A 24,167-nucleotide genomic window follows, 5' to 3' on the forward strand; every position below is an offset into this window, starting at 1 on the left:
ATCCGGGCTGACGTGCTCTCATCCGGCTCTCACGCGGGCCTTATCCCACCATCACACGACGCTCCTACCTTCGCGCCATGTTCTTCACCTACCTCCGGCGCGAGCTGCGCCGCCGCAGAAAGGCGGCGCTCGTCGTCGCCTCCGGGCTCGCGCTCGGCATCGCGCTGGTCATCGTCGTCAACTCCGTCTCCGCCGGCATGAAGGTCGCCCAGGGCAAGGTGCTGGAGTCCCTCTACGGGCTCGGCACCGACCTGACGGTGACCAAGGCCCAGGAGCGGCTCCAGGAGGGCGCGCGGCCGCAACGGCCCCGGTTCGAGTTCGAGGGCCAGGAGGAGGGCGAGGAGAAGCAGAGCAGCGACCGCCTGATGGTCCAGGGCTTCCAGACGCTCGCGGACTCCACCGTCGCGACGGTCGCGAAGCAGCAGGGCGTCGACCGGGCGGTGGGCGGTCTGAGCCTCGTCAACCTGAAGATCGACGGTGAGTTCACGCGCGGCCGGATCCAGCGCGGCGAGCAGCAGCCCGGCCGGCCGGCCCGGCCGGGCGAGGCCACCGGCGGAGGCTCGGGCGGACCCGGCGACACGGTCACCGGCGGCGGCGCGGCCTTCGACGTCGACTCCTTCACGCTCTACGGCACCGACGTCACCGTCCCCGACCTCGGCCCCCTCACCACCTCCACCGTCTCCGAGGGCCGCACCTTCACGGCCACCGAGACCGACGCGAAGGTCGCCGTCCTCGACAGCGCCTACGCCGAGCAGGAGGGGCTCGCGGTCGGCGGGAAGCTCACGGTCAAGGGCGTCGCGTTCGAGATCGTCGGGCTCGCGACCGCCGACAGCGGCCAGTCCGCCGCCCAGGTCTACCTGCCCCTGAAGCAGGCGCAGTCGCTGTCCGGCTCCACCGGCAAGATCACCACGATCTATGTGAAGGCCACCGACTCGACACGGATCGAGGCCGTCAAGACGGCCATCCAGAAGAACGTCTCCGGCACCACCGTCACCACCTCGGCCGATCTCGCACAGACGGTCTCCGGCTCCCTGGACACCGCGGCGAACCTCGCCACCACGATGGGCAGGTGGCTCTCGTACGCGGTGCTCCTCGCCGCCGTCCTCGTCGCCGGCCTGCTCACCTCCTCGGCGGTCGGCCGCCGGGTCCGCGAGTTCGGCACGCTCAAGGCGCTCGGCTGGACGAGCGGCCGGGTCACCCGCCAGGTCGTCGGCGAGGCACTCGTCAACGGCGTCGTCGGCGGGGCCCTCGGCATCGCGGCCGGCCTCGCGGGGGCGTACGCGGTCACCGCCGTCAGCCCGAACCTCACCGCCGAACTCGGCGCGAGCGTCGGCGGCTTCGCAGGCCGGGGCGGCGGCGCGGTCTTCGGCGGCGGCGCGGGCGGCCCCGGTGGAGCCCGTACGGCCGTCGGGAAGACCGTCGAGATCGCCCTCACCGCCCCGGTCGGCGTCACCACGGTCGGTCTCGCCGTGCTCCTCGCCCTCGGCGGCGGTCTCGTCGCCGGCGGCGTCGGCGCGTGGCGCGCCTCGCGCCTGCGCCCCGCCGACGCGCTGCGCCGCGTCGAGTAGCCGAGAACACCGGGGCCGGCCCGTGGCCGTGGCCGAGCGCCCGCACCGCACCACCTCACACCGGAGTCGCACCATGTACGAACTCATCGGCGTCACCAAGCAGTACCGGCGCGGCCGGAGCAGAGTCGACGCGCTCGCGGGGATCGACCTCGCGATCGGCCAGGGGGACCGGCTGGTCATCCAGGGCCCCACGGGCGGCGGCAAGTCCACCCTGCTCCAGATGCTCGGCGGCCTCGACCGCCCCACCGCCGGCAGCGTCCTCCTCGACGGCACCGACCTCGCGAAGCTCCCGGAGCGGCGACTGACGGCCGTACGCGGCCAGAACATCGGCTTCGTCTTCCAGAGCTTCAACCTCATCCCGACCCTCACCGCCCTGGAGAACGTGGAGACCGCCCTGGTCCCGCTCGGCGTCAAGGCCGCCGACCGCCGCGACAGGGCGGCCGCGGCCCTGGACTCGGTCGGGCTCGGCGAACGCCTGGGGCACCTGCCGTCCGAGCTCTCCGGCGGCCAGCAGCAGCGCGTGGCCATCGCCCGCGCGCTGGTGAAGCGGCCGAAGGTGCTGCTCGCCGACGAACCGACGGGCAATCTCGACGAGTCGATGCGGGACGAGATCGTCGACCTGCTCGAAGGGCTCTGCGAGGAGCACGGGCTGACCTTCGTCATGGTCACCCACGACAGCGCCGTCGCCCGCCGCGCCCCGCGCCTGGCCACGATCCGCAAGGGCCGGATCACGGTGAAGGAGAACCGCCCGGTCGGGTGAACGGCCGGGTGGGCCTGCCGTCGAGCCGTCGAGCCGTCGGGCGGTCGAGCCGTCGGTCCGCCCGTCGAGCGGTGGAGACGGGGATCACCGGACACCGTAGCGGTGTTCGGCAATGCCGAACACCGCTACGGTGTCCGGGCACCGGAAGTCCGGCACGCGCCCTCGGGGTCAGGAGTCAGGAGTCGCGATGTTCACCTTCACCTCCCGGGACGGGATCGCCGTCCACGTCCACACGTGGCTCCCCGAAGGGGACGCGCGGGGCGTCGTGCAGATCGCGCACGGCATGGGCGAGCACGCCGCCCGCTACGCCCCGCTCGCCGAGCACCTCACCGGCCTCGGCTTCGTCGTCTACGCCGGCGACCACCGAGGCCACGGACTCTCGATGCACGCGGGCGCGGGCCACTTCGGCGAGGACGGCTGGAACCTCCTCGTCGAGGACGTCGCCGCCCTCACCCGGATCGCCCGGGACCGCCACCCCGGGGTCCCGGTGATCCTGCTGGGGCACAGCATGGGCTCCTTCGCCGCCCAGCAGTACCTCCTCGACCACGCCGACCTCGTCGACGGTGTCGCCCTCTCCGGCACGACGGCCGTGGACGGGCTCCTCACCGGACTCGCCGATGCCGCCCGACAGGCCGCGGAGGCGGGCGTCGGGGGAGGCGGCGTCTTCGACGCCTTCAACGCCGCCTTCGCGCCCCACCGCACGGAGGCGGACTGGCTCAGCCGCGACGAGAAGCAGGTCGACGCCTACCTCGCCGACCCGCTCTGCGGCTTCGCCGCCGACGCCCGGGGGATGGCCGACATGGGCGCCGCCGCGGCCCGGCTCGCCGTACCCGAGGGCATCCCGGCGGCCCTGCCGGTCTACGTCCTCGTCGGCGACCACGACCCGCTCAACGCCCGCCTCGCCCTCTCCGACCTGCTGGTCGCCCGCTACCGCGAGGCCGGGCTCACCGACCTCACGTACCGCAGCTACGAGGGCGCACGCCACGAGCTCCTCAACGAGACCAACCGGGACGAGGTCGTCGCCGACCTCACCGCCTGGATCGAGCGCGTGACGGCCTGACCTCGTCTCCTACGCGGACGCCGTGGCCGCGCAGATAGGCCAGCGGGTCGACGTCCGAGCCGAAGTGCGGCGTGGTCCGCACCTCGAAGTGGAGGTGCGGGCCCGTGACCCGTCCCGTGCTCCCGGACCGCGCGATCCGCTGACCGGCCGACACGGACTGCCCGGGGGACACGTCGATCCGCGAGAGGTGGGCGTACTGCGTGTAGCGGCCGTCGGGATGGCGGATCACGACCTCGTAGCCGTACGAGCGGCCGTACCGCGCCGTCACCACGCGCCCGGGGCCGACCGCGCGGACCGTCGTCCCCGTAGGCACCGCGAAGTCCTGGCCCGTGTGGTAGCCCCTCGACCACGCACCCGGCTGCCCGTAGTACCCCGTGAAGACGTGCGAGGAGACCGGCGCCGTCCAGCCCCGCGCGGACGGAACGGCGGGGGCCGTGGGGCCGGTCGACTCCGAAGGGCCCGTGTTCCCCGAGATGCCCGTCCGCTGCTCGTACTTCGACCGGTGGCTCGTCCAGTACCAGTGGCCGCGGTACTCGTACCAGTAGACGCGGTCCCGGGCGTCCCAGCCCTGCCGCCCCCGGAAGACGGGCTCACCGGTGCGGCCGCCGCCGGTGGGGCCCGTGCGCTGGACGTACGTCGCGTGGTGGCTCGTCCAGCGCCACTCGCCCGCCGCGTCCCGGAACCAGTACTTCGAACCGTCCCAGCCGGCGTGCGCGGGGGCCGGTTCGGCGACAGCCGTTCCCCCTCCGGCGCCCACGAGGGCCACCGCCCCGACGGTCGCGACGACGGCACGACGTACCCCGTGCAGTGCCGCCGCACCGGAACGCACGCCGTCCGGGACCTGCCCGCGGGCGGCTTCGCCGCAGCCCGCGCAGGCGCAGTCCCGAGGTATCTCGTCGGTGAACCCGGGCGCCGGGAGCTCGGGCGCGGCGGGCTCAGAAGCGGTGCGCCCGGGAGCGGCGGGTTCGGGTGCGGTGAATCCGGGGGTGTTCACGATGCTCGTCACTCCTGGTCCTGGGGGGCCGGCCCGCCACGCCGGGTGCAGAAGGCCACGGTCAGGTCCTTGACCAGGGCCTGGCGTTCGAAGTCGTCGAGTACGACGAGCCCGCGGGTGGTCAGCCGGGTCACGGTGTCGTCCACGGCGTCGATCACGCCGGTCAGGACGGTGTCCCGGTGCTTGGCGTCGAGCGCCGCGATCTGCCGCCGCTGCATCGCGGCGGCGACCTCGGGGGCGTACTCGATGCGTGTCGGCTGGGCCGAGAAGACCGCGATGCCGACCGGCCGGCACTCGGCCGCGAGCATCCGGGTGAGGGCGTCGCCGACCGCCTCGGCGTTCCGCAGGGTCGGTGCGTCGCCCCGGAAGGCGTCGGCGGGCAGCTGGGAGAGGACCCGCGCGGTGGCCGCCTCCACCTGCTCCCGCAGATAGCCGAGATGGTCGTCGACGGCGTAGAGGGCGCGGGCGGTGTCCCGTACCGACCAGACCACCAGGACCACGACGCGGAGCGCCGAACCCTCGGCGTCGACGACGGAGATCGGTTCGCTGCGCCAGTGCCGCAGCCTGATGTCGATCCGGCGCCGCAGCACGAACGGACTGACCCAGGCGAGGCCGGTGCGCCGTACGGTGCCGCGGTAGCGGCCGAAGAGCGACAGCACCCAGGCGGAGCCCGTGCGGCCACGGGTCAGGCCGCCGAAGGCGACGACCGCGACGACGGCGCAGCCGGCGAGCGCGGCCCACTGCCAGGGCGGCAGCCGGGCGCCGCTCAGGGGGCGGGCCCGCCACAGGGTCGCGGCGGCTCCGGCGAGCGCGGTCAGGCCGGCCAGGACGGCGAGCGAGCCCGGGAGGGCGGGTGCGCGGCGCTCGACGAGGTCGGGGTCCGGGTCGGAGGGCGGCGGACGCCGGGGGACGGCGACCGGTGGCACGGCCTGCGGGGGCTGCGGCTGCGGGGACTGCGGGGCCTGCTCGGTGGGGTGAGCGGGCGGCCGTACGGACGCGGTCCTGCCCGTCCGCTCCCCGGGCCGGGCGATGGACTCCGCCGCCCGTGCCCACGCCGCTGCTCCAGTCAGTTCCACCGCCTCCGGCCGGTGGCCGGGCCTGAGCAGGGTGTCGGTCGGTCGCACGGGCTCCGACCGAAAGAGGTCGTCCATCGGTATGGCGTCGGGGTGGCGACGCACTCGGACGGGCAGGGGCCGCTTCTGTGGCTCGGTCATGAGGCCCTTCCGGCCGTCGTCCGGAGATGACGGCACGTCGGATGATCTTCAAAGGCCATCGTCACAGGGGTGAATGTCCGGAATGCCACGACGAAAGTCCCGAATGTCCAAGGCTTTGGTCCCTTGGCCACGGGTTTACGCGGGCGGTTGTCAGTGGCGGCGCCTACCGTTTTCGTATGACGACGACGAGCGGTGGGGGAACGTTCGAGGCGGCGACGGGAGACGGTCCGCCGCTGCCCGGGTCCGAGGCCGAGCAGCGTTCACGGGAGGTCCGGGCGGCCCGCGACGGGCTGCTCCAGATCCGACGACTGACGAACGGTCAGGGGGGTGACCCGAAGGCGTACCCCGCCGAGTGGGAGCGCGCCAGACCGGTCCGCGCGGTGGCCCTGGCCCTGGAGGCCGGTGGAGTCACCCCCTCCTCGGTGGACGCCGCGGGCACGCGGATCGCCACCGGCTACCGCGTCAGGACGGGGGACGCCCCGGCGACGGCCGTGGTGGAGTGGCTGGGCCCCCCGGGCTCGGGCGCCGCCCAGGAGGAGCCGGAAGCACTCGCCGCCTGCACGGCCGCGCTCACCCGCCTGGGCTGGGACGCCCTCCTCTACCGAGGCCCGCGAGGGCGCCGCTTCCTGGAGGTGGAGCCCATGACCCCGTGACGGGAGCACCCGAGCAGGACCGGGACGCGGCGTCCCGGTGGAGCCGGGAGCGCGAGGCCCCGGCGGCGGGGCCGGGAATACGATGTTCCCGGTCGGTGACGGCATGCCAGAATCCCGCGCATGCCGATTCGTTATCCCGCACCCCTGCGCCCCGGTGACCGCATAGGCGTCACCTCCCCCTCCAGCGGCGTGCCGAAGAGCATGCGGGCGCGGCTCGACGTGGCGATCCGCGCCGTGGAGGCGCGGGGGTTCGAGGTCGTGGTGGGCGACTGCATGGACGGCGAGGGGCACGTCAGCGCGCCCGCCGCCGAGCGGGCGGCCGAGCTGACGGCGATGCTGACGGACCCCGGCATCAGGGCCGTCGTGCCGCCGTGGGGCGGCGAGACCGCGATCGACCTGCTGCCGCACCTGGACTGGGACCGGCTGCGGGCGGCCGAACCGACCTGGCTCGTCGGGTTCTCCGACATGGCGACCGTCCTGACACCGCTGACCCTCCTCACCGGGACGGCGACCGTGCACGGCAACAACCTCATGGACACGCCCTACCGCGCACCGGAGGGACTCCTGACCTGGCTCGACATCGTCACCGCCGCCCAAGGGCACCCGTTCACCCAGGTGCCGCCGGACCGGCACCGGGCCGCCGGCTGGGACGACTACGTCCTCCACCCCGAGGTGAACGAGTTCACGCTCGACACTCCCGGCCGGTGGACCCGGCTGGACGGCACCGGGGACGTGGACGTCGAGGGGCGCTTGATCGGCGGCTGCGTCGAGATGCTGTGCAACCTCACCGGAACGCCCTACCTGGACGCCTCCGCCTTCGCCCGGGCCGAGGCCCCCGAAGGGCTCCTCGTCTACGTCGAGGCGTGCGAGGACAACGCGTTCGCCATCTGCCGGTACCTGCACGGCATGCGGATGGCGGGCTTCTTCGACGAGGCGAACGCCGTCCTCGTCGGCCGGACCTCCGCCCCCGGCCGCGACTCGCTCAGCCAGCACGAGGCCGTGCTCGACGCGCTCGCCCCGCTGAACGTGCCGATCGTCGCCGACGTCGAGTGCGGGCACGTGGTGCCCTACCTGCCGATCGTCAACGGAGCGCGCGGCCGCCTCGTCCACACGGCGATACGCAGTGAACTGACCCAGACGCTGGACTGACGCGGGCGGCCGCCCGTACCCGGCCCGACGTGCGAGAGGACGCGACCCGAACCGGGCCGCGTCCTCTCGTGCGTACGACGGTCGTCAGGCGATCGAGGCGGAGACGATCGCCGAGACCGCGAGGTTGCAGGAGGCCGTCACCCACACCGCCGGGTGCGGCTCGGGGTCGACGAGCGTCGCGCCGAGCTTGCCCGGCGTCACCAGGTCCAGGACGAGGAAGGCGATCGCCATCATCACGAGGCCGAGCAGACCGAACGCGGCGGTGGAGACGAGGCCCTTGCCGAAGTTGTCGTACGTGGTCCAGATCGAGGTGAAGACGATGCCGCCTATGCCGAGGAGCGCGGAGCTCAGCAGGATCGCGGCGTTGCGGTTGCGCTCTTCCCAGATCTGCCGGCCGAGCTTCCCGGGCGTCAGCAGATCCACGAGCACGATGCCGAGGATCAGCAGGACCACGCCGAGGGCGCCGTAGGCACCTGCGCGGCCCAGGCCGTTGACGATGTCGCTCATGGGATGCCGGCTCCGAAGGGTTGCGATCGCGGGGGATCGGTGGTCAAGGACCGGCAAAATGTAGCGCACAGGTCAAGCGCTCCCGCCGCCCGCCCGGAAATCGGGCGGACGGCGGGAGCGTGGTGGGAGCGCGAAGAGGCGGGCCGAGGCGGCGGTGAGCCGCCCCGTCAGGCCCCGGCGGGCAGGTCCTTGGCGCGCGAGCGGATCATGAATGCGGTGACCCCCTCGACCAAGCCCACCATGAGCAGCCAGATCCCGGCGAGGACGGTGAGGACCTCCGCCGACTTCAGCGGCGAGACGATGAGCACCACACCGGCCACCGCGCTGACGACGCCGAGAAAGACCTGCCAGCCGCGCGCCGGCATCGTGGGGTCGGACGCCGCGGCCACCGTCTGCGTGATGCCCCGGAAGAGCCAGCCGATGCCGATCCAGAGCGCGAGCAGCAGAGTCGACTGCATCGCGCCCCGGAAGCAGAACAGACCGAGCAGGATCGAGAGCGCACCGCTGATGAACGCCATGACCCGCAGAGCGGTCGTCGCATGCGTACCGAAGGCCGCGACCAGCTGCATCACGCCGCTGAAGAGCAGGTAGACGCCGAAGAGCACACCGGCCACGCGCAGGGAGGCATCGGGCCAGACGAGCACCATGATGCCCAGGACCACCGAGACGAGCCCGGCCACGAGCAGCGCCTGCCAGGCCGCGCCCGCCAGTACGCCGAGCGGACCGGGCGGTACGTCCCGCCGTGCGGTCGTGTCATGAGTGTGTGTCATGGAATCCTCGTTCCCTTTCCGTTCGGTGCCGGCGGGGCGTCACGGCCGCCGGGGTCATCCGGCCACCGACGCGTAGTCGCGCAGGAACAGCGCCTCGGCCAGCGCCATGTGCTCGATCTCCGAGGGGTCCACGCTCTCGTTCGGCGCGTGGATGAGACAGCCCGGCTCCTCGACGCCGATCAGCGCGACCTCCGCGTCCGGGAACCGGTCGGCCAGCACGTTGCACAGCGGGATCGACCCGCCCTGCCCCGACTGGACCATGTCCTTCCCGTACGCCTCGCGCAGCGCCGACGCCAGCGCCCGGTACGCCGGGCCGTCGGTGCGCGCCCGGAAGGGCTGCCCGCCGCTCTCCGCCTCCACCTCGACACGGGCGCCCCAGGGCGCGGACGCCACGAGGTGCTCGGTGAGCGCGCGGAGCGCGTCGTCCGCGTCGATGCCCGGCGGCACCCGCAGGCTGACCCTGGCCCGTACCTTCGCCTGGATCGCGGCCGAGGAGCCCACCACCGGCGGGCAGTCGATGCCGAGGACGGTGACGGCCGGCCGGGCCCAGAGCTCGTCGGCGACCGAGCCCGTACCGACGAGGGACACGCCGTCCAGGACGCCCACATCGGTGCGGAACTGCTCGGGCGGGTAGGCCACGCCGTCCCAGGAGCCGTCGCCGGGAAGCCCCTTGATCGCGGTGTTGCCGTCTTCGTCGCGCAGGCCGTCGAGGATCCGCACGAGCGCGGCCAGCGCGTCGGGCGCGGGGCCGCCGAACATGCCGGAATGCATCTCGCCCTTGAGCGTGGAGACGGTCACCACCACGTTGGCGAGCCCCCGCAGCGAGGTGGTCGTGGTGGGCAGCCCGAGCGCGAAGTTGCCGGTGTCGCAGATCAGCAGGGCGTCGGCGGCGAAGAGCTCGGGCTGGAGCGGCACCAGCTGCTCCAGGCCGCCCGTGCCCTGCTCCTCCGAACCCTCCGCCACGAACTTGATGTGTACGGGGAAGGCCTTGCCCTCCGGCCCGCCCAGCGCGCGCAGCGCCGTCAGGTGCATGGCGATGTTGCCCTTGCAGTCGGCGGAGCCCCGCCCGTACCAGCGGCCCTCGTGCTCGCTGAGCTCGAAGGGCGGTGTCCGCCAGGCCGCGTCGTCCAGCGGCGGCTGGACGTCGTAGTGGCAGTAGAGCAGCACCGTGGGTGCCCCCTCGGGGCCGGGCGCGTGGCCGACGACGGCGTCCGTGCCGTCCGGGGTCGTCACCCGCCGCATGTCCTGGAGCCCGGCCTCGGTGAAGGCCGTGACGAGGAAGTCGGCGGCCTTCGCGCACTCCTCGGGCGGGAACTGCCGGGGGTCCGCGACGGAGCGCATCGCCACCAGCCGGGCGAGGTCCTCCTTCGCCCGGGGCATCAGGTTCCGGACCTTCTCCCGCAGAGCGGCGGTGCCGGCGCTGTCGGCGGTCTCGGGGGACAAGGGGGACTCGGTGGTCATGCGTACCCACTTTCATCGGGACGGCCACGGCCCCCTCACTTAAGCAACAGAGGACATATGCCGCAAAAGATGACTCCGATGGAGCAGGGGACGACGGTCCCGGGCGGCGCGTCCGGGTGAGGCGTCCGAGAGTGGACGGCGTACGAGCCCCACTCCCCGACACGTTACGGAGACCCCCTCATGGCCGACCTCAACCGACGCGACCTCGGGCTGCTCGTGCTGCGGGTCGGCACCGGCGCCGTACTCGCCGCGCACGGCACGCAGAAGCTCTTGGGCTGGTTCGGCGGCGGTGGCATCGAGGGCACCGCCAAGGGCATGGAGGCGATGGGCTTCTCGCCCGGCCGGCCGAGCGCGATCGCCGCCGGTGTCGGCGAGGCGGGCGGCGGCCTCCTCCTCGCCCTCGGCCTCGCCACCCCGGCCGCCGGCGCCGCCGCGGCCGGAGCCATGACGGGAGCCGTCGCCGTCCACGCCCCGGCCGGCTTCTTCGCCCAGGCCGGCGGATACGAGTACCCGGCCTTCCTCGGCTTCACCGCCGCCGGGATCGGCATCGCCGGTGCCGGGCGCTACTCCCTCGACCACGCCACCGGCCACGTCCTCGACCGGCCGTGGGTGGTGGCGACCGCCTTCCTCGGCACCGCGCTCGCGGCGGCGGCCGTGGTCGGCCGCCGGGCCCAGGAGAAGGCGTCCCCGCCGGACGACGAAGCGGAGACCGAACCGGCCGACACCGCACCGGGCGAGGAGCGTTAGGCTCGCCGCAGAGGAAGGGACGGGCGCCGCGCATGAAGATCGATCTGACGGACACCAACTCCAGCGAGATCAACAAGGCGATCCTGGAGGGCCGGCGGGCCGTCGGCACACCCGCCGTCGGCGTCGTGCTCACCCTCCTCGTCGTCACCGACGAGGAGAACGCCTACGACGCGGTCAAGGCCGCGAACGAGGCCTCCCGGGAGCACCCCTCCCGCACCCTCGTCGTCATCAAGCGCCACGCCCGCACGCCCCGCGAGCGGCACGAGAACCGGCTCGACGCCGAGGTCAGGCTCGGCACCGACGCCGGCGCGGGCGAGACGGTCCTGCTCCGCTTCCACGGCGAACTCGCCGCCCGCGCCGACTCCGTGGTCCTGCCGCTGCTCCTGCCGGACGCGCCGGTCGTCGTCTGGTGGCCCGTCGACGCCCCGGCGGTCCCCTCCCGGGACCCGCTCGGCGTCCTCGCGCAGCGCCGCATCACCGACATGTACGCGGTCGAGGACCCGCTCTCCGCGCTGGAGGCCCGGGCCGCCTCGTACGCCCCCGGCGACACGGACCTGGCCTGGACCCGGCTCACGCCGTGGCGCTCGATGCTGGCGGCCTCGCTCGACCAGGCCCGGACCACCGTGATCTCGGCCGCCGTCGAGAGCGAGGCGGAGAATCCCAGCGCCGAACTCCTCGCCCGGTGGTTCGAGGTCCGGCTCGGCGTCCCCGTCGACCGGATCGTCAGCGACGGCCCGGTCGTCACGGCCGTCCGCATGGGCACGCCCGACGGGGAGATCCGCATCGACCGGCCGGAGGGCCCGGTGGCCCGGCTCGCCATCCCCGGCCAGCCCAGCCGGGTCCTCGCCCTCAAGGTCCGGACCACCGCCGAGCTGATCGCCGAGGAACTGCGCCGCCTCGACCCCGACGAGGCCTACGCGGCCGCCCTCCGCGGCCGCGCCTGACCCCGAGGGGCCGGGCGCCCGCTCAGCCCTCCGGGGTGAAGACCACCGGCAGGGTCGCCATGCCCCGCAGGATGCCCTCGCGCCGGGTCAGGTCCGCGTCCGGGTCCGCGAGGCGCATGTCCGGGAAGCGGCGCAGCAGGGTGCCGATGGCGATCCGGGCCTCGGCCCTGGCCAGCGGGGCACCCAGGCAGAAGTGCACACCATGGCCGAAAGCGAGCTGTTGCGGGACCTCGCGGCGTGCGATGTCGAGGATGTCGGCGCGGTCGTAGCGGGCCGGGTCGCGGTTGGCCGCGGCGAGCCCGATGATGATCATCTCGCCCGCCGGGATGGTCACCCCGCCGATCTCGTACGTGTCGACGGTGAAGCGCGCGACGCCCCGGCTCACCGGGCCCTCGTAGCGCAGCAGTTCCTCGATCGCGCCGGGGAGCAGCGAGGGGTCGTCGCGGAGCGCGGCGAACTGCTCCGGGTGGCGCAGGAGCGCGTGCATGCCGTTGGCGACGAGGCTCGCCGTCGTCTCGTGGCCGGCCAGCGTGAGCAGGATCGTCATGGCCGTCAGCTCGCGGTCGCTGATCCGCTCCTCGGCCTGTGCGGCGCACAGCGCGCTCAGCAGGTCGTCCTTCGGGTCGGCCTTGCGCTGCGCGATCAACGGCTCGAAGAACTCGGTGAGTTCGGCCCGCGCCCGGGCGCCCTTGGCAAGCCGCTCGGGGGTGTTGGGCGGCATGATGAGACCGACCGCGAGGCGGGCGAAGTCGGGCTGTCCCTCGGCCGGGATGCCGATGAGTTCGCTGAGGACGGCCATGGGCAGCGGGAGCGCGAACTCGGAGACGAGATCGGCCGATCCGCGTGCCGCGAAGGAGTCGGCGAAGGCGTCGGCGTGCGCCTGGACGCGGGGCGCCATCTGCTCGACACGGCGGAAGGTGAAGGCCTTCGAGACGAGGTTGCGCAGCCGCGTGTGGTCCTCGCCGTTGGCGACGAGCATGCTGGCCATCAGGACGTTGGTGCGCTCCTGATGGGCCATCTCCTCCTCAAGTCCGTTGACCCCTACCGGACTACTGCTGAGCCGGGGGTCGGTGAGCGCGGCCACGGCCTCGTCGTAACCGGTGACCATCCACACTTCAAGAGTGGGATTCAGCCGGACGCGCTGAACGACTCCGTGCTCACGGATCCGCTCGAAGAGTGGGTAGGGGTTGGGCTGTTGGGCAACGTTCACCGGAACATCGTGAACAATCGTCTGGTCCTGGCCGGTCATCTTCCGTAACTCCCCGAAGCTTTGTGAAAGATCTGAGGCAGGTAGTCATACCAGCCACCTCAGTTGCGTGGTAGCGTCACCGGCGCTCGGCTCGAATGGCGTACGGGGAAGGACCGGCGAACCGTCGGTGGCACACCGGCGAGACGCTCCGCCCACCGGCGGACCGGCGTCTCGCTCAGCTCGACTCGTCAGCAGGCAAGGCCTCAACCAGGCCGTATGCGAAGGGGGAGATGTGTCGTGGAGCAAGCGTTAGGCGTGGACCCGATCCTGGATCTGGTCCGTCCGTCGAACCTGCGGAACCCGTACCCCGCGTACGCCCGGATGCGGGAGTCCGCCCCCGTCTTCTGGCACGAACTGCTCGGTTCCTGGGTACTCACCCGCCACGCCGACTGCCTCGCCGTACTCACCGACAGTCACCGCTTCGCCTCCGACTGGCGCCGCGCCGGGGAGGACATCCCCGCGCCGCTGCTGAGCGTGCAGACCCTCGATCCGCCGGAGCACACGGCCATCCGGCACCTGCTCCTCGACGGCTTCCGGGCCCAGGACCGGCGGGCGCTGCACGACGGTCTGGACCTCCAGGTCGACGACCTGCTCGCGGAGTTGGCCGAGCGTCCCTCGTTCGACCTGGTCGGAGAGCTGGCCGAGCCGGTGGCGCTGCGCTTCGTCACCGCCTTCCTCGGCGTCCCGGCCCCCGAGCTCGACTGGTTCGTGCCCATGTCCCGTACCGTCGTCGACGGCATGGACGCCGGCCTGTGGCCGGAGAAGCACGAGCCCGCCGTCGCGGCCAGGGCCCGGCTCGCCGAGTACGCCGGCGGATGGCTCGCGGATCCGCCCAAGGAAGGGCTCATCGCCTACGTCGCCGAGCACGCGGCGGACAGCGGCGTAGAGGAAACGATTCTGCGGAACAGTCTGCGCGCGGTCCTGCACGCCGGCTACGAATCCGCCTCACGCCTCCTCGGCAACGCCGCGGCGGCCCTCCTGGCCACCCCCGGCGCGACGGCCGCCTTCCGGGCGACCCCGTCCTCCGCCGTGGACGAACTCATCCGGTACGACGCACCCGTCCAGGCGGACGCCCGGGTCTGCGTCACCGACACCGAACTGGGTGGCGTCACGATGAGAGCGGGTGATCCGGTCACGCTGTTCCTGGGCGCGGCCAACCACGACCCGCTCCGCTTCGACCACCCCACAGAGCTGCGACTCGACCGCGCCCCGAACCCGCACCTCGGGTTCGGCCGCGGGGCCCACGCCTGTCTGGGCGCGTCCATGGCTATCCGGCTCGCCGGATCGGTCCTCGGGGCCCTGGCCAGGGACTACCCGGACGCACGGGGAGTCGCGGAACCGGAACACCGGCGCAATCTGACCCTCCGCGGTCTCGACCGCTTCGAGGTCACTCTGCGCCCGAGAGCGGGGGAGGGGGTACGACCATGAAGTACTGGCACTGAAACCAGTGAGCGGGGCGCCCGTCCGGGAGGCGCGCGCCACGCCTCGTGCACGACGACCGTGCACGACCTGAAGCCCGAGCCTGTTGTACGGCTCGGGCTTCAGCCCTGTCCGGACCCGTCCGGAAGGCGTCGTGGCGGCCTCAGCCGCGCAGCCTCCCCGGCAGCCAGCGGAGCTGGGCCGCCTGCTGGAAGGAGCCGCCGCCCTCGTGGTCGTTGAAGTCGTAGACCTCGATCTCCTTGTCCTCCTCCGCGTACGCGTTGAAGGCCGCGAACACCGTGGACGGCGGGCACGTCTGGTCCTCCAGAGCCGTCGAGAACAGTGCCGGCGCGGTGGCACGGGCGGCGAAGTGGACGCCGTCGAAGTACGCCAGCGTGTCCCGCGCCCGATGGACGCGGCCCCGGTGCGCCTTGAGGTAGTTGCCGATCTCGCGGTACGGCATGCGGTCCGTGAGGGTCGTCGCGCGCGGGAAGTCGCAGAGGAACGGCACGTCGGGGGCGACGGCCACCAGGTCCCGTACCAGCCCGGCCACCGCGAGGGTGATGCCGCCGCCCTGGCTCGCGCCGGTCACCGCCGTCCGGCCGGCGTCGACCAGCGGGTGCGAGCGGGCCGCCTCCACGGCACGGACCGCGTCCGCGAAGAGCCGCCGGTAGTAGTAGGTGTCCGGATCCTCGATGCCCCGGGTCATGAAACCCGAGGCGGCGGGGGCACTGCCGACCGGGTCGGGGGTGTCGCCGGTCGCCCAGCCGCTGCCCTGCCCCCGGGTGTCCATCACGAAGTGCCCGAATCCGGCGGAGGCCCAGAGCAGATGGGTGTGCGGCAGCCCGCGCCCGCCTCCGTACCCGAGGAACTCGACGACCACGGGCAGCGGTTCGGAGGTGCCCGCCGGCAGCGCGAACCAGCCCTTGACCGGATGGCCGTCGAACCCGGCGAACGTCACGTCGTACGTCTCCACCGTGGCGAGCCCCGTCGCGACGCGCTCGAACCGCGCGTCGAGCGGGTGGGCGCGGGTCTCGGCCAGGGTCTTCGCCCAGAAGGCGTCGAAGTCCTCGGGCTCCACGGACGTGCTGCGGTAGGTGCGGAGTTGGTCGACGGGCAGGTCGAACTGGCTCATGGGAACCGCCTGGTGAGTGAGGTGTCGTCCGAGATCTCGACCGGTCACTCCGGTCCTCACCACCCTAGGGCGTGTTGCGAAAGTCCCGCCTGCCCGACGGCGCCTGGCACGCACGCTCGCCGCGTTGTCGGGATCACCCCGATACATCCAGTATCGGGGCGACCCTCCGCCTTGCGATCGCACGCACCAGACGCCGTCGGGCCCGCCCTTCGGGCGGCCGGCGCTACTTTCGCAACACGCCCTAGTGGGACTCCGGCATCGATTCATGTACGTGAATCAGCCGAGGGCGCATCAACCGGCCCGCCGACGCCTCGCGCCGAGCCCCGCACGGACGACCCGCACCGGTGACCCGCAGCGGTGACCCGCGCCGAGGCCCCAATCCGATGCGTCGCACCGACACAGCACACCGACACGTCGCACCGACACGTCGCACCGACACATCGCACGGAGCGGGCCACGAGAACGCCCCAGGAGCGCTCCCCGTGGCATCCTCGGACGATGCCCCCACCGCGTACGGCTGCGGGCCTTCGTCGTCCTGCGCGGAGGAACACCATGCTCATCAGCCACACCGTTCGCCACCACGTCCTGCACGTGGCGCTCCACCGTGATCTGGACGTCACGAACAGGGCAGCGGCGGCCCTCCAGATCCAGGCCCTGGTCCAGACCCACCGCCCGAGCAGCGTGGTCATCGCCCTCCCGGCGGCCGACCCCACCCCCGCCACGCTCAGCGCCCTCGCCCGCGCCCACCGCATGTGCGGCAGCCTCGACATCCCCCTGACACTCACCGGCGCAAGCATCCGCACCAGCCGCCTCCTGGAGGCGAACACCCCGTAGGGGGAGGCCGAACGCCGGTGGCCGACGGACGCCGACCGCCGAGCAGGCGGTCGCCGGTCCCCGGCCCGGGCGCTCCGCGGGGGTGGGTCCGGTGGTCACTCGGCCCAGGGCAGCGGGATCCTGTCCTCGCTGCCCGGGAGCATCGCCCGGCCTCCCGCGGCCATGGCGACCAGTGCCTGCGCCGGGCCGCCCACCGCCTTCGGCTCCCGTACCGCACCGGCGGGGACGATGACGGCCTGACCGGGCGCGGCCCGGTCAGGCCCTCCACCTCGACCTCGAACTCGCCCGCCAGGGGCATCCACACCTGCTCGCGGTCGATGACGTGCACCGGCGTGCCCGTGTCCAGTTCCACCCGCCAGGTACTGACCTCGGTGCTGCTCCTCTCCGAGTTCGTGAGCCGTATGGACGCCGAGGGGTACGCCGAACTGCGCCCCGTCTGGTGACCTCGCGCGGCGCCAGGCGCGGCCCACCGCCGCACGTTCCGCGGCGCTGCCCCGCCGACGCGCCGAGCGCGACCGTCCCCGTCGGCCGGGCGCCGTCGGTCACCGGTCGGCCGGGGCCGACCAGGGTCGGCGGCCCGGTCCGGTCGGGTGGGTGCCGGTGTTGCCCATGACCACCGAGTAGAGGCTGGTCTCCGCCGCGATGAAGAGGCGGTTGCGCTTGGCACCGCCCCAGGAGATGTTGGCGACCGCCTCCGGGACGTTCAGCCGGCCGATCAGGGTGCCGTCGGGGTCGTAGCAGTGCACGCCGTCGTTCATCGCGGCGACCCAGAGCCGGCCGCCGTCGTCGAAGCGGAGGTTGTCGAAGCGGGCCTTCTCGCGGGCCCCCGCCTCGGCGAAGACCTTGCCGTCGGACAGGGTGCCGTCCTCCCGTACCTCGAAGACCCGGACGACGCCCGCCCTCGTGTCGGAGACGAAGAGCTGCCGCTCGTCGGCGGAGAAGACCAGGCCGTTCGGCGCGCCGAAGCAGTCCGCGACCAGCCGCACCTCGCCCGTGGCCGGGTCGATCCGGTACACGTTGTTGGCGCCGATCTCGCTGTCGGCGCGGTACCCCTCGTAATCGCTGGTGATGCCGAAGTCCGGGTCGGAGAACCAGACCGAGCCGTCGGACTTCACGGTCGCGTCGTTCGGGCTGTTCAGCCGCTTGCCCTGCCACCGGTCGGCCAGCACGGTGAGCGTGCCGTCGTGCTCGGTCCGGGTCACCCTGCGATTGCCCTGCTCGCAGGTGATCAGCCGGCCCTCGCGGTCCAGGGTGTTGCCGTTGGTGTGCCCGGCGGAGCGGCGGAAGACGCCGACCGCGCCGGTCTCCTCGTCCCACCGCAGCATCCGGTCGTTGGGGATGTCGCTCCAGAGCAACTGGCGCCAGGCGGGCACGTAGAGAGGCCCCTCGGCCCAACGGCAGCCGGTGAAAAGGACCTCCAGCGCGTCGTCGCCGTTCATGCACCTCCCCGCGCGGAACCGGTCGTCCAGCATCTCGTACAGCCCGGGGCGCTCGTCGCTCATGGAGTCCACTCCTCACGAAACCTGCCATACGCCGAACATGAATCGGCCTCAGGTGCAGAATGCAAGATGAGGTACGGTCAGTGATAGCAGAAACCGAATGGAGAGTTGTGGATCACATCGACCGGGTCCTGCTGGATCAGCTCCAGCAGGACGCCACCCAGTCCTACGCCGCACTCGGCCAGGCCGCCGGCCTGTCGGCCGGTGCCGCCCACGAGCGCGTACGGAAGCTGCGCGAGCGCGGCGTCATCCGGCGTACCGCCGTCGACGTGGACCCGGCCGCCGTCGGCAGCGCCGTCCTGGCCTACGTGATGGTCGACTCGACGTCCTGGATGGGGGATTCGGCACAGGACTTCGCCGCGATCCCCGAGGTGATGGAGGCGCACGTCATCGCCGGCAGCGCCTCGGTGATGCTGAAGGTCAGGACCGCGACCACCGAGCAGCTGCAGGACGTGCTGCGCCGGATCTACGCCATCGACGGGGTCAGCGGAACACAGGCCACCGTGGTCCTGGAGACCTTCTTCGAGCGACCGCTCTCGCCGCTCCCGCCTCTCACCGCCGACCAGGGGTGACCCCCGGATCCCCTCGCACCCGGACGACCGGCCCGCGGTGACGACAGGCCGCCCGGGGTGACGACCGGCCTGCGGTGACGACCGGCCCGCGGTGAGGGGGCGCGGTCAGGGGCGCCAGGCCTCGGCGGCGGCCGGGAGCCGGGTGACCACACCGTCGCCCAGCTGCTCGAACTCCCGGCGCAGGAACGGCGCGGCGAGCCTGGCGAGACCCTTGAACCGCAGCGACGCCCGGTAGGTCAGCAGCGTCGACGTCCCCTGCTCGGTGAACCGCAGGTCGTCCAGTGCGGTCACCGTCTTGTTCTCCCCGACGAACAGCAGCCGGTCGGAGTCCCGTACGACGAGCTCGTACCGCAGCTCGGTGGTGCGGCCCCGGAACCGCGAGGTGTTCAGCCACCGTGCCCCCGGCCGCACGAGTCCGTCGTCGAGCCGCACGCAGCGGAGGGTGCCGGGATCCCACTCCTCGGTGCGGGCGAAGTCCTCCAGATATCCGACGACCTCGGCCCGCGGACGCCCCACCCTCATGACCCGCTCCACGGTGATCACCGCACGGCCCTCCTCTCGCATGGCGCCGCCCACGACGGCTCCGTTCATCCAGGGCTTCCGGATCCGCGGCCGGACCGGATGCACCGGCCGGCCGGCGGACGGCCCGCCGCGCCGGTGCGTGCGGCCACCGGGACGGGGTAGGCGCACCTTCCGTAGCGACCCGGAGCCGTACGCGCGCGGAAGGAGACGCCATGTCCCCGAAGCCCGGATCCCGGCGGGCGCCGCCGGGCGGAGACGGCACGGACGGGTTCCGGCTGCTGCTGGTGCGCCACGCCAAGGCCGTGCGCAAGGACCGGCGGATCGACGACCGTGACCGCGAGCTGAGCGGGCGGGGCAGGAACGACGCGCCCCGGACGGGCCGCTGGCTCGCGGACTCCGGGCCCAGGCCCGACTTCGTGCTGTGCTCTCCGTCGCGCAGGACCCGCCAGACCTGGCTGCTCGCGGCCCCCGCGCTGGACGACCCGCCGCCCGTCGTCTACGACGAGCGCATCTACAAGACGCCGCCGAGTGAGCTGGTCTCCGTACTGGCCGAGCGGGACCCGGGCCTTCGTGCCGTGGTCCTCGTCGGCCACAACCCGGGGATCCACGAGCTGGCCGCCGACCTCTGCGGGAGCGGCCCTCCGGACCTGCTGGAGCGGGTGAGGGCGGGTTTCCCGACGTCGGGGGTGGTGGTGATCGAGGTGCCCGGCGGCTGGGAGCTGCTGTCGCCCGGCAGCGGAAGGGTGATCGCCTGCTGGTCACCGGCCGACTGACCCGGCCGGCACGGACGGAGGGTCCGGCCGGTTCCGCCGGCGGGTGGGCGGTGCCGTGGCGGGCAGGAGCCCGCTCCGTACACGAGGAGAAGGGTGCGGAACGATGACCGGTGACGGCTCGTACACGAGCGACCGCACGTACAAGCGCGACCGCAATTACCTCACCACCCGGATCACGGCCGACGGACGGGACGGTTACCCGGTGGAGCCCGGCCGGTACCGCCTGATCATCGCCCGCGCCTGCCCGTGGGCGAACCGGAGCGCGATCGTACGGCGTCTGATGGGGCTGGAAGGCGTGCTCCCGATGGGGATCGCCGGACCCGTGCACGACGAGCGGAGCTGGTGCTTCCACCTCGACCCCGGAGGCCGGGACCCCGTCCTCGGGATCGAGTGGCTGAGGGAGGCGTACGTCGCGCGCGAACCCGACTACTCGAAGGGCGTCACCGTGCCCGCGATCGTGGACGTCCCGACCGCCCGCGTGGTGACCAACGACTTCGAGCGGATCACGCTCGACCTGGGCGCCGAGTGGACGGCCCATCAGCGGGACGGGGCGCCGGAGCTGTATCCGGAGCGGTGGCGCGACGAGATCGACGACGTGGCCGGCAAGGTGTACCGGGACGTCAACAACGGCGTCTACCAGTGCGGCTTCGCCGGTGACCAGGCGGCGTACGACCGGGCGTACCGGAGGCTGTGGGAGCGGCTGGACTGGCTGGAGGAGCGGCTCGCACGCCGGCGCTATCTCGTCGGCGACACCCTCACCGAGGCCGACGTCCGCCTGTTCCCGACCCTCGTGCGCTTCGACGCCGTCTACCACGGCCACTTCAAGTGCAACCGGCACAAGCTGAGCGAGATGCCGGCCCTCTGGGCCTACGCGCGGGACCTGTTCCAGACGTCCGGCTTCGGGGACACGATCGACTTCGCGCAGATCAAGGCGCACTACTACGTCGTCCATCACGACATCAATCCGACCGGGATCGTCCCCCGGGGCCCGGACGTCCGCGGCTGGCTCGCGCCGCACCACCGGGAGGAACTCGGCGGCCGGCCGTTCGGCGACGGCACCCCGCCCGGGCCGCCACCCCAGGCAGAGCGCGTGCCGTCGCCCGCCGGAATGCGATGACGACGGCCGGCTGATGACCGCGAGGACGTGGGCGGCTTACTGATGCCTTCGAGGACCCAGGAGGCTTACCGATGACCGTGAGGACCCGGGAGGCTTCCTCGCCACCCGGCGTGCCGCGATTGCTTCGGCGTTGCCGGGGTAGCAGCGCCAGCGTCATGCTTTGCCCTGTTTTCTTCCCTTCAGGAAGGCGGATTCATGTCTCTCTCCCTGGTTACCGCCTCCGGACTCGCCGCGTCCGGATCGCCCTCGCTGCTCCTGCTCCTGGTGGGAGTGGTGCTGGTGGTCATACTGCTCTCCGCGTTCTGGTGGGGTTCCCGTCGTGTCGCCCGCAGACGGCAGAACGCCCGAGTCGCCCAGCCGCCGGCCGCGGAGGCGAGGCGGGATTCCTGGTCCGCCCCGGAGGAGGGGCAGGAGCGATGAGCCGGGACGCCTACGTCCCGCGAGGGAGCGGAGGAGACGCCATGGGCCAGAAGAAGCAGCGCAGGACGGACGAGGGCCGTGGTAGCCGGCCGCGCACCACGCCTGCCGACGCGGTGGGGGAGAGCGGCGACGACGAGGCCCGCAGGGCGGCCGACGAGGCCGTGACCTCCAGGGGACCCTCCGGCGGGGGGCGCAAGGCCGACGAGCACCGCGGCACGGCCGGCCGTGGGGCCGGTGACCGGCAGGGCGCCGGCGGCCACACCGCCAAGCACCAGCGCCCCGGGGTGGGACGCGAGGAGCAGACACGGCGGCACGACGGCTGACGGATGTGCCGGGTCAGTCGCCGCAGTACCGCGGCGCCGTAGCGCCCCATGTGTGTGGGTGGGGGAGTCTGCCCCGTCCACAGGCACCGCCTCCTTCGACGAGGGCCACCGGTCGACTCCGGTGGCCCTCCCGGCATGTGCCGGTGCGCGCTCGGGGGCCGTTCTGTCGTCGCACCTCGGCTCCGCCCGTCCTGGATGCCCGGTTTGCCTTCCTGAGTGAGGGGCACGCGGATCTCCATGAGTCCCGGGCCCCTCGCAGGGCCGGGCAGGAAGAGCGCGACTTCGAGGGAACGCGGAAGGGTGAGGGCCGATGTCGATCGGAATCGTCCTGGTCGTCGTCGCGGCCGTCGTCGTGGTCGGGTTCGCCGCCGGTGCGGCGGCGGACCGCCGACGGCGATCGCGACTGCGCGACCGCTTCGGGCCCGAGTACGAACGGGCCGTCGAGGCGACCGGCAGCAGACGGGCCGCGGAGCAGGAACTGGACGCCCGCGAACGCCGCTTCGCCGGACTGGAGATCAAGCCGGTGCCCGGTGAGGCGCGGGAGCAGTACGCGCGGCGGTGGATGCGCGTCCAGGAGGAGTTCGTGGACCGGCCCGAGGCCGCCGTCCGCGACGCCGACGAACTGGTGGCGGCCCTGATGCACGACCGGGGTTACCCCGACGAGGGCTACGAGCAGCGGCTGCGTGACCTGTCGGTGCGGCACGGCCGCGCCCTCGAGTACTACCGGGCGGCCCTGGAGGTCCATGCGTTGAGCACCCACGACGCCGCCACCACCGAACAGCTGAGGGGCGCGATGATGCACTACCGCACCCTCTTCGACGACCTGCTCGCCGACGGCGAGCCGACCGGCACCCGCCGGTCCTGACGCGGAGGCAGGAGAGATGCGACACCACGAGACGTCCGAGCGCGCGACCCGGGCGCCGGGTCGACGACACCACACGGACCCGACGGGCGAGTACCCCGAGCGGTCGGAGGGCCGCCCCGAGCCGGCTGAACGCCCCGAGCCGGCTGAACGCCGCAAGTCGCCTGACCGCGCCGAACCGGCTGACCGGCCCGAGCCGCCTGTGCGGCCCGAGTCGTGGAGCGGGCAGGGCCGGTCCGGCCTCGGCCGACCCGGACCCGCGACGACCGAAGGCGGCGCGGTGCGCCCGCCGGAGCACAGCCCGGCAGACGCACCGGCCCCGCCGTGGCTGCACGGCGCGGAGGAGGCGGCCGGGCCCAGCGCGGCAGCGCCCCGGGCTGCATACCGGGCCACGCCCTCCGACCCGCCCCAGCAGGACCAGCCGCAGCGGACCGCGTCGCGGCCGGGTGGGCCTCAGCCGGGCGGGCCGCAGCAGGGTGGGCCTCAGCCGTACGGGCCCCAGCCAGGCGGACCGCGGCAGGGTCGGACGCAGCAAGGCGGACCGCAGCAGGGTGGGCCCCGGCCGGCCGGGCCTCAGCCAGGTGGCGCCCAGGCGGGTGAGCCCCAGCAGGGTCAGCCGCAGCCCGGCCGGCCGATGCACGAGCAGTCCCCGCCCGGCGGCCCGGGCGGCGCGCCGCTCCCGCCCGCGGTGTCCCCGCGGGTACCGGCTCAGAGGACGCCTCGCGCGTACCCGCCCGCCATGCCCCAGATCCCGCCCCAGCCCTCCGCGCCCTCGGGTCCGGCGCCCGCTGCCCACGGCGGTCACGCGCGGCACGCCGCCCCCGCCCCGCAGGAGCGGTCGCAAGGTCCGGACGACGGACGCCCCACGCGACCCGGCGCCGCCGGAGCGGACGCGGAGGGGATCCCGGATCTGCTCGGCCCGGCCGAGGAAGGGGAGTTCCGCCGCCGCTGGCACGAGGTCCAGGGCCGGTTCGTCGACGACCCCCGCCAGGCGGTCCACGCGGCCGACGTCCTCGTCGGGGACGTGATGAGGACCCTGGCGGACACCTTCGCCCGGCACCGGCACACCCTGGAGGGGCAGTGGAGCCAGGGGCTGGAGGCCGACACCGAGAGCCTGCGCCTCGCGCTCTGCCAGTACCGCGCCCTGTTCCAGCGCCTGTTGTCCACCTGACACCCGAAGGCGCCCCCGTTACCGCGCCCGGCGGTGCGCTCGGCCTCACGGCCCGCACTGCCGGGCCGGCGTCATGTCCGGGCCGCTTCCCCTCAGGCGCTCCACTCCGGTCGCCCTGGCCGCACGGCGCCTCCGCGCAACGCCGCGCAGGGTCCGTACTCGCGCACACCGACGCCCCGCGCGGTACCTCGCGCGGGGCGTCGGTGGTCCGGCCGTGAGGGCCGGGCGAGCAGGTGTCAGCGGTGGCGCAGCCTGCCGAGCAGGCGCCGTGCCTGGGCGCGCCTGCGCGGGTCGGCCGCGGCGCGGCGAAGGGACGCCGCCGCGCCACGGCCCTGGGGACTGCGGGCGAGTCGCTTGATGCGGTCCAGCAGTGCGGTCATGGGATCGTCCTCCTCCGATGTCGAATGCGCGGGGCGGTTCCCGAGAGGGCGCGCCTACCGAAGA

26 protein-coding genes are annotated in these 24,167 nt (G+C 73.3%); 16 read left to right on the top strand and 10 right to left on the bottom strand.

Annotation, left to right across the window (positions count from 1 at the left end; genetic code table 11):
- The first annotated feature begins 77 nt into the window (after positions 1-77).
- The 3 genes from ACF08F_RS06525 (at position 78) to ACF08F_RS06535 (ending at position 3,388) form a co-directional block, all read left to right on the top strand.
- Positions 78-1,568: an ABC transporter permease gene (locus ACF08F_RS06525; RefSeq protein ID WP_392297372.1), complete on the top strand. Its 1,491-nt coding sequence runs from the start codon at positions 78-80 to the stop codon at positions 1,566-1,568.
- Between the two features lie 73 nt (positions 1,569-1,641).
- Positions 1,642-2,328, top strand: coding sequence for an ABC transporter ATP-binding protein (locus ACF08F_RS06530; protein WP_392297373.1), 687 nt, complete (start codon positions 1,642-1,644; stop codon positions 2,326-2,328).
- Between the two features lie 187 nt (positions 2,329-2,515).
- Positions 2,516-3,388, top strand: coding sequence for an alpha/beta fold hydrolase (locus ACF08F_RS06535; protein WP_392297374.1), 873 nt, complete (start codon positions 2,516-2,518; stop codon positions 3,386-3,388).
- Here the strand turns inward: ACF08F_RS06535 and ACF08F_RS06540 are convergent.
- Positions 3,357-4,394 carry a M23 family metallopeptidase gene (locus ACF08F_RS06540; protein ID WP_392297375.1) on the bottom strand — a complete coding sequence of 346 codons (1,038 nt, stop codon included), beginning with the start codon at positions 4,392-4,394 and terminating at the stop codon, positions 3,357-3,359. The two genes, ACF08F_RS06535 and ACF08F_RS06540, sit on opposite strands and share 32 nt — an antisense overlap.
- Entirely contained in the window at positions 4,391-5,506 is a 1,116-nt protein-coding gene (locus ACF08F_RS06545; RefSeq protein WP_392297376.1) for an SPFH domain-containing protein, read from the bottom strand. The genes ACF08F_RS06540 and ACF08F_RS06545 overlap by 4 nt, the downstream gene beginning before the upstream one ends.
- A gap of 266 nt (positions 5,507-5,772) precedes the next feature.
- Here ACF08F_RS06545 and ACF08F_RS06550 point away from each other — a divergent pair, with 266 nt between their 5' ends.
- Positions 5,773-6,249 carry a hypothetical protein gene (locus tag ACF08F_RS06550; RefSeq protein WP_392297377.1) on the top strand — a complete coding sequence of 159 codons (477 nt, stop codon included), beginning with the start codon at positions 5,773-5,775 and terminating at the stop codon, positions 6,247-6,249.
- Between the two features lie 120 nt (positions 6,250-6,369).
- Positions 6,370-7,398, top strand: coding sequence for a S66 peptidase family protein (locus tag ACF08F_RS06555; protein WP_392297378.1), 1,029 nt, complete (start codon positions 6,370-6,372; stop codon positions 7,396-7,398).
- A gap of 84 nt (positions 7,399-7,482) precedes the next feature.
- Here the strand turns inward: ACF08F_RS06555 and ACF08F_RS06560 are convergent, their stop codons facing one another.
- From ACF08F_RS06560 to ACF08F_RS06570, 3 genes are all read right to left on the bottom strand, one after another.
- Positions 7,483-7,905 (bottom strand): DUF350 domain-containing protein, encoded by a 423-nt coding sequence (locus tag ACF08F_RS06560; protein WP_359675448.1) that lies wholly within the window; start codon positions 7,903-7,905, stop codon positions 7,483-7,485.
- Positions 7,906-8,072: 167 nt separating this feature from the next.
- Positions 8,073-8,675: an HdeD family acid-resistance protein gene (locus ACF08F_RS06565; protein WP_392297379.1), complete on the bottom strand. Its 603-nt coding sequence runs from the start codon at positions 8,673-8,675 to the stop codon at positions 8,073-8,075.
- A gap of 54 nt (positions 8,676-8,729) precedes the next feature.
- On the bottom strand, positions 8,730-10,136 hold the full coding sequence (locus ACF08F_RS06570) for a dipeptidase (protein ID WP_392297380.1): 1,407 nt from the start codon (positions 10,134-10,136) through the stop codon (positions 8,730-8,732).
- A 180-nt stretch (positions 10,137-10,316) separates the two neighbouring features.
- Here ACF08F_RS06570 and ACF08F_RS06575 point away from each other — a divergent pair, with 180 nt between their 5' ends.
- Positions 10,317-10,883: a DoxX family membrane protein gene (locus ACF08F_RS06575; RefSeq protein ID WP_392297381.1), complete on the top strand. Its 567-nt coding sequence runs from the start codon at positions 10,317-10,319 to the stop codon at positions 10,881-10,883.
- A 32-nt stretch (positions 10,884-10,915) separates the two neighbouring features.
- Positions 10,916-11,827, top strand: a complete 912-nt coding sequence (opcA, locus tag ACF08F_RS06580; protein WP_392297382.1) for a glucose-6-phosphate dehydrogenase assembly protein OpcA — start codon at positions 10,916-10,918, stop codon at positions 11,825-11,827.
- A gap of 22 nt (positions 11,828-11,849) precedes the next feature.
- On the opposite strand, the gene ACF08F_RS06585 is transcribed toward opcA, so the two are convergent.
- Positions 11,850-13,037 carry a cytochrome P450 gene (locus ACF08F_RS06585; RefSeq protein WP_392297383.1) on the bottom strand — a complete coding sequence of 396 codons (1,188 nt, stop codon included), beginning with the start codon at positions 13,035-13,037 and terminating at the stop codon, positions 11,850-11,852.
- A gap of 276 nt (positions 13,038-13,313) precedes the next feature.
- Here ACF08F_RS06585 and ACF08F_RS06590 point away from each other — a divergent pair, with 276 nt between their 5' ends.
- Positions 13,314-14,504: a cytochrome P450 gene (locus ACF08F_RS06590; RefSeq protein ID WP_392297384.1), complete on the top strand. Its 1,191-nt coding sequence runs from the start codon at positions 13,314-13,316 to the stop codon at positions 14,502-14,504.
- Positions 14,505-14,658: 154 nt separating this feature from the next.
- On the opposite strand, the gene ACF08F_RS06595 is transcribed toward ACF08F_RS06590, so the two are convergent.
- Complete coding sequence (locus tag ACF08F_RS06595; RefSeq protein WP_392297385.1) at positions 14,659-15,630, bottom strand: acetylxylan esterase; 972 nt, start codon at positions 15,628-15,630, stop codon at positions 14,659-14,661.
- Positions 15,631-16,182: 552 nt separating this feature from the next.
- On the opposite strand from ACF08F_RS06595, the gene ACF08F_RS06600 reads away from it, so the two are divergent.
- On the top strand, positions 16,183-16,464 hold the full coding sequence (locus ACF08F_RS06600) for a hypothetical protein (RefSeq protein WP_392297386.1): 282 nt from the start codon (positions 16,183-16,185) through the stop codon (positions 16,462-16,464).
- Positions 16,465-17,006: 542 nt separating this feature from the next.
- On the opposite strand, the gene ACF08F_RS06605 is transcribed toward ACF08F_RS06600, so the two are convergent.
- On the bottom strand, positions 17,007-17,966 hold the full coding sequence (locus ACF08F_RS06605; RefSeq protein WP_392297387.1) for an SMP-30/gluconolactonase/LRE family protein: 960 nt from the start codon (positions 17,964-17,966) through the stop codon (positions 17,007-17,009).
- 107 nt (positions 17,967-18,073) lie between these two features.
- Between ACF08F_RS06605 and ACF08F_RS06610 the strand changes: the two genes are divergently transcribed.
- Entirely contained in the window at positions 18,074-18,535 is a 462-nt protein-coding gene (locus tag ACF08F_RS06610) for an Lrp/AsnC family transcriptional regulator (RefSeq protein ID WP_392297388.1), read from the top strand.
- Between the two features lie 105 nt (positions 18,536-18,640).
- Here ACF08F_RS06610 and ACF08F_RS06615 read toward each other — a convergent pair whose 3' ends face one another.
- Positions 18,641-19,126, bottom strand: a complete 486-nt coding sequence (locus tag ACF08F_RS06615) for an SRPBCC family protein (protein ID WP_392297389.1) — start codon at positions 19,124-19,126, stop codon at positions 18,641-18,643.
- A 143-nt stretch (positions 19,127-19,269) separates the two neighbouring features.
- Here ACF08F_RS06615 and ACF08F_RS06620 point away from each other — a divergent pair, with 143 nt between their 5' ends.
- The 6 genes from ACF08F_RS06620 to ACF08F_RS06645 all read left to right on the top strand — a co-directional run bounded on the left by ACF08F_RS06620 (position 19,270) and on the right by ACF08F_RS06645 (position 23,723).
- Positions 19,270-19,830: a SixA phosphatase family protein gene (locus ACF08F_RS06620; RefSeq protein WP_392297390.1), complete on the top strand. Its 561-nt coding sequence runs from the start codon at positions 19,270-19,272 to the stop codon at positions 19,828-19,830.
- Positions 19,831-19,933: 103 nt separating this feature from the next.
- The gene (locus tag ACF08F_RS06625) at positions 19,934-20,947 is read left to right on the top strand and encodes a glutathione S-transferase family protein (RefSeq protein WP_392297391.1); all 1,014 of its coding nucleotides are present in this window, start codon (positions 19,934-19,936) and stop codon (positions 20,945-20,947) included.
- Positions 20,948-21,142: 195 nt separating this feature from the next.
- Positions 21,143-21,367, top strand: coding sequence for a DUF6479 family protein (locus ACF08F_RS06630; protein ID WP_392297392.1), 225 nt, complete (start codon positions 21,143-21,145; stop codon positions 21,365-21,367).
- Complete coding sequence (locus ACF08F_RS06635) at positions 21,364-21,690, top strand: hypothetical protein (protein ID WP_392297393.1); 327 nt, start codon at positions 21,364-21,366, stop codon at positions 21,688-21,690. Before ACF08F_RS06630 ends, ACF08F_RS06635 begins: the two co-directional genes overlap by 4 nt.
- A 310-nt stretch (positions 21,691-22,000) precedes the next feature.
- Complete coding sequence (locus tag ACF08F_RS06640; protein WP_392297394.1) at positions 22,001-22,555, top strand: hypothetical protein; 555 nt, start codon at positions 22,001-22,003, stop codon at positions 22,553-22,555.
- Between the two features lie 736 nt (positions 22,556-23,291).
- On the top strand, positions 23,292-23,723 hold the full coding sequence (locus ACF08F_RS06645) for a hypothetical protein (RefSeq protein WP_392297395.1): 432 nt from the start codon (positions 23,292-23,294) through the stop codon (positions 23,721-23,723).
- Positions 23,724-23,959: 236 nt separating this feature from the next.
- On the opposite strand, the gene ACF08F_RS06650 is transcribed toward ACF08F_RS06645, so the two are convergent.
- Positions 23,960-24,103: a hypothetical protein gene (locus ACF08F_RS06650; RefSeq protein WP_392297396.1), complete on the bottom strand. Its 144-nt coding sequence runs from the start codon at positions 24,101-24,103 to the stop codon at positions 23,960-23,962.
- Positions 24,104-24,167: the final 64 nt, after the last annotated feature.

The organism is Streptomyces sp. NPDC015130 (assembly GCF_043080005.1).
GTDB lineage: Bacteria > Actinomycetota > Actinomycetes > Streptomycetales > Streptomycetaceae > Streptomyces.

Coding starts and splice junctions, on each gene's coding strand:
- ACF08F_RS06615 (WP_392297389.1), bottom strand. CDS start 19,126: ATGAACGGAGCCGTCGTGGGCGGCGCCATGCGAGAGGAGGGCCGTGCG.
- ACF08F_RS06525 (WP_392297372.1), top strand. CDS start 78: ATGTTCTTCACCTACCTCCGGCGCGAGCTGCGCCGCCGCAGAAAGGCG.
- ACF08F_RS06625 (WP_392297391.1), top strand. CDS start 19,934: ATGACCGGTGACGGCTCGTACACGAGCGACCGCACGTACAAGCGCGAC.
- ACF08F_RS06645 (WP_392297395.1), top strand. CDS start 23,292: ATGCCCCAGATCCCGCCCCAGCCCTCCGCGCCCTCGGGTCCGGCGCCC.
- ACF08F_RS06600 (WP_392297386.1), top strand. CDS start 16,183: ATGCTCATCAGCCACACCGTTCGCCACCACGTCCTGCACGTGGCGCTC.
- ACF08F_RS06640 (WP_392297394.1), top strand. CDS start 22,001: ATGTCGATCGGAATCGTCCTGGTCGTCGTCGCGGCCGTCGTCGTGGTC.
- ACF08F_RS06570 (WP_392297380.1), bottom strand. CDS start 10,136: ATGACCACCGAGTCCCCCTTGTCCCCCGAGACCGCCGACAGCGCCGGC.
- ACF08F_RS06650 (WP_392297396.1), bottom strand. CDS start 24,103: ATGACCGCACTGCTGGACCGCATCAAGCGACTCGCCCGCAGTCCCCAG.
- ACF08F_RS06550 (WP_392297377.1), top strand. CDS start 5,773: ATGACGACGACGAGCGGTGGGGGAACGTTCGAGGCGGCGACGGGAGAC.
- ACF08F_RS06530 (WP_392297373.1), top strand. CDS start 1,642: ATGTACGAACTCATCGGCGTCACCAAGCAGTACCGGCGCGGCCGGAGC.
- ACF08F_RS06635 (WP_392297393.1), top strand. CDS start 21,364: ATGAGCCGGGACGCCTACGTCCCGCGAGGGAGCGGAGGAGACGCCATG.
- ACF08F_RS06535 (WP_392297374.1), top strand. CDS start 2,516: ATGTTCACCTTCACCTCCCGGGACGGGATCGCCGTCCACGTCCACACG.
- ACF08F_RS06605 (WP_392297387.1), bottom strand. CDS start 17,966: ATGAGCGACGAGCGCCCCGGGCTGTACGAGATGCTGGACGACCGGTTC.
- ACF08F_RS06595 (WP_392297385.1), bottom strand. CDS start 15,630: ATGAGCCAGTTCGACCTGCCCGTCGACCAACTCCGCACCTACCGCAGC.
- ACF08F_RS06575 (WP_392297381.1), top strand. CDS start 10,317: ATGGCCGACCTCAACCGACGCGACCTCGGGCTGCTCGTGCTGCGGGTC.
- ACF08F_RS06630 (WP_392297392.1), top strand. CDS start 21,143: ATGTCTCTCTCCCTGGTTACCGCCTCCGGACTCGCCGCGTCCGGATCG.
- ACF08F_RS06560 (WP_359675448.1), bottom strand. CDS start 7,905: ATGAGCGACATCGTCAACGGCCTGGGCCGCGCAGGTGCCTACGGCGCC.
- opcA (WP_392297382.1), top strand. CDS start 10,916: ATGAAGATCGATCTGACGGACACCAACTCCAGCGAGATCAACAAGGCG.
- ACF08F_RS06555 (WP_392297378.1), top strand. CDS start 6,370: ATGCCGATTCGTTATCCCGCACCCCTGCGCCCCGGTGACCGCATAGGC.
- ACF08F_RS06565 (WP_392297379.1), bottom strand. CDS start 8,675: ATGACACACACTCATGACACGACCGCACGGCGGGACGTACCGCCCGGT.
- ACF08F_RS06620 (WP_392297390.1), top strand. CDS start 19,270: ATGTCCCCGAAGCCCGGATCCCGGCGGGCGCCGCCGGGCGGAGACGGC.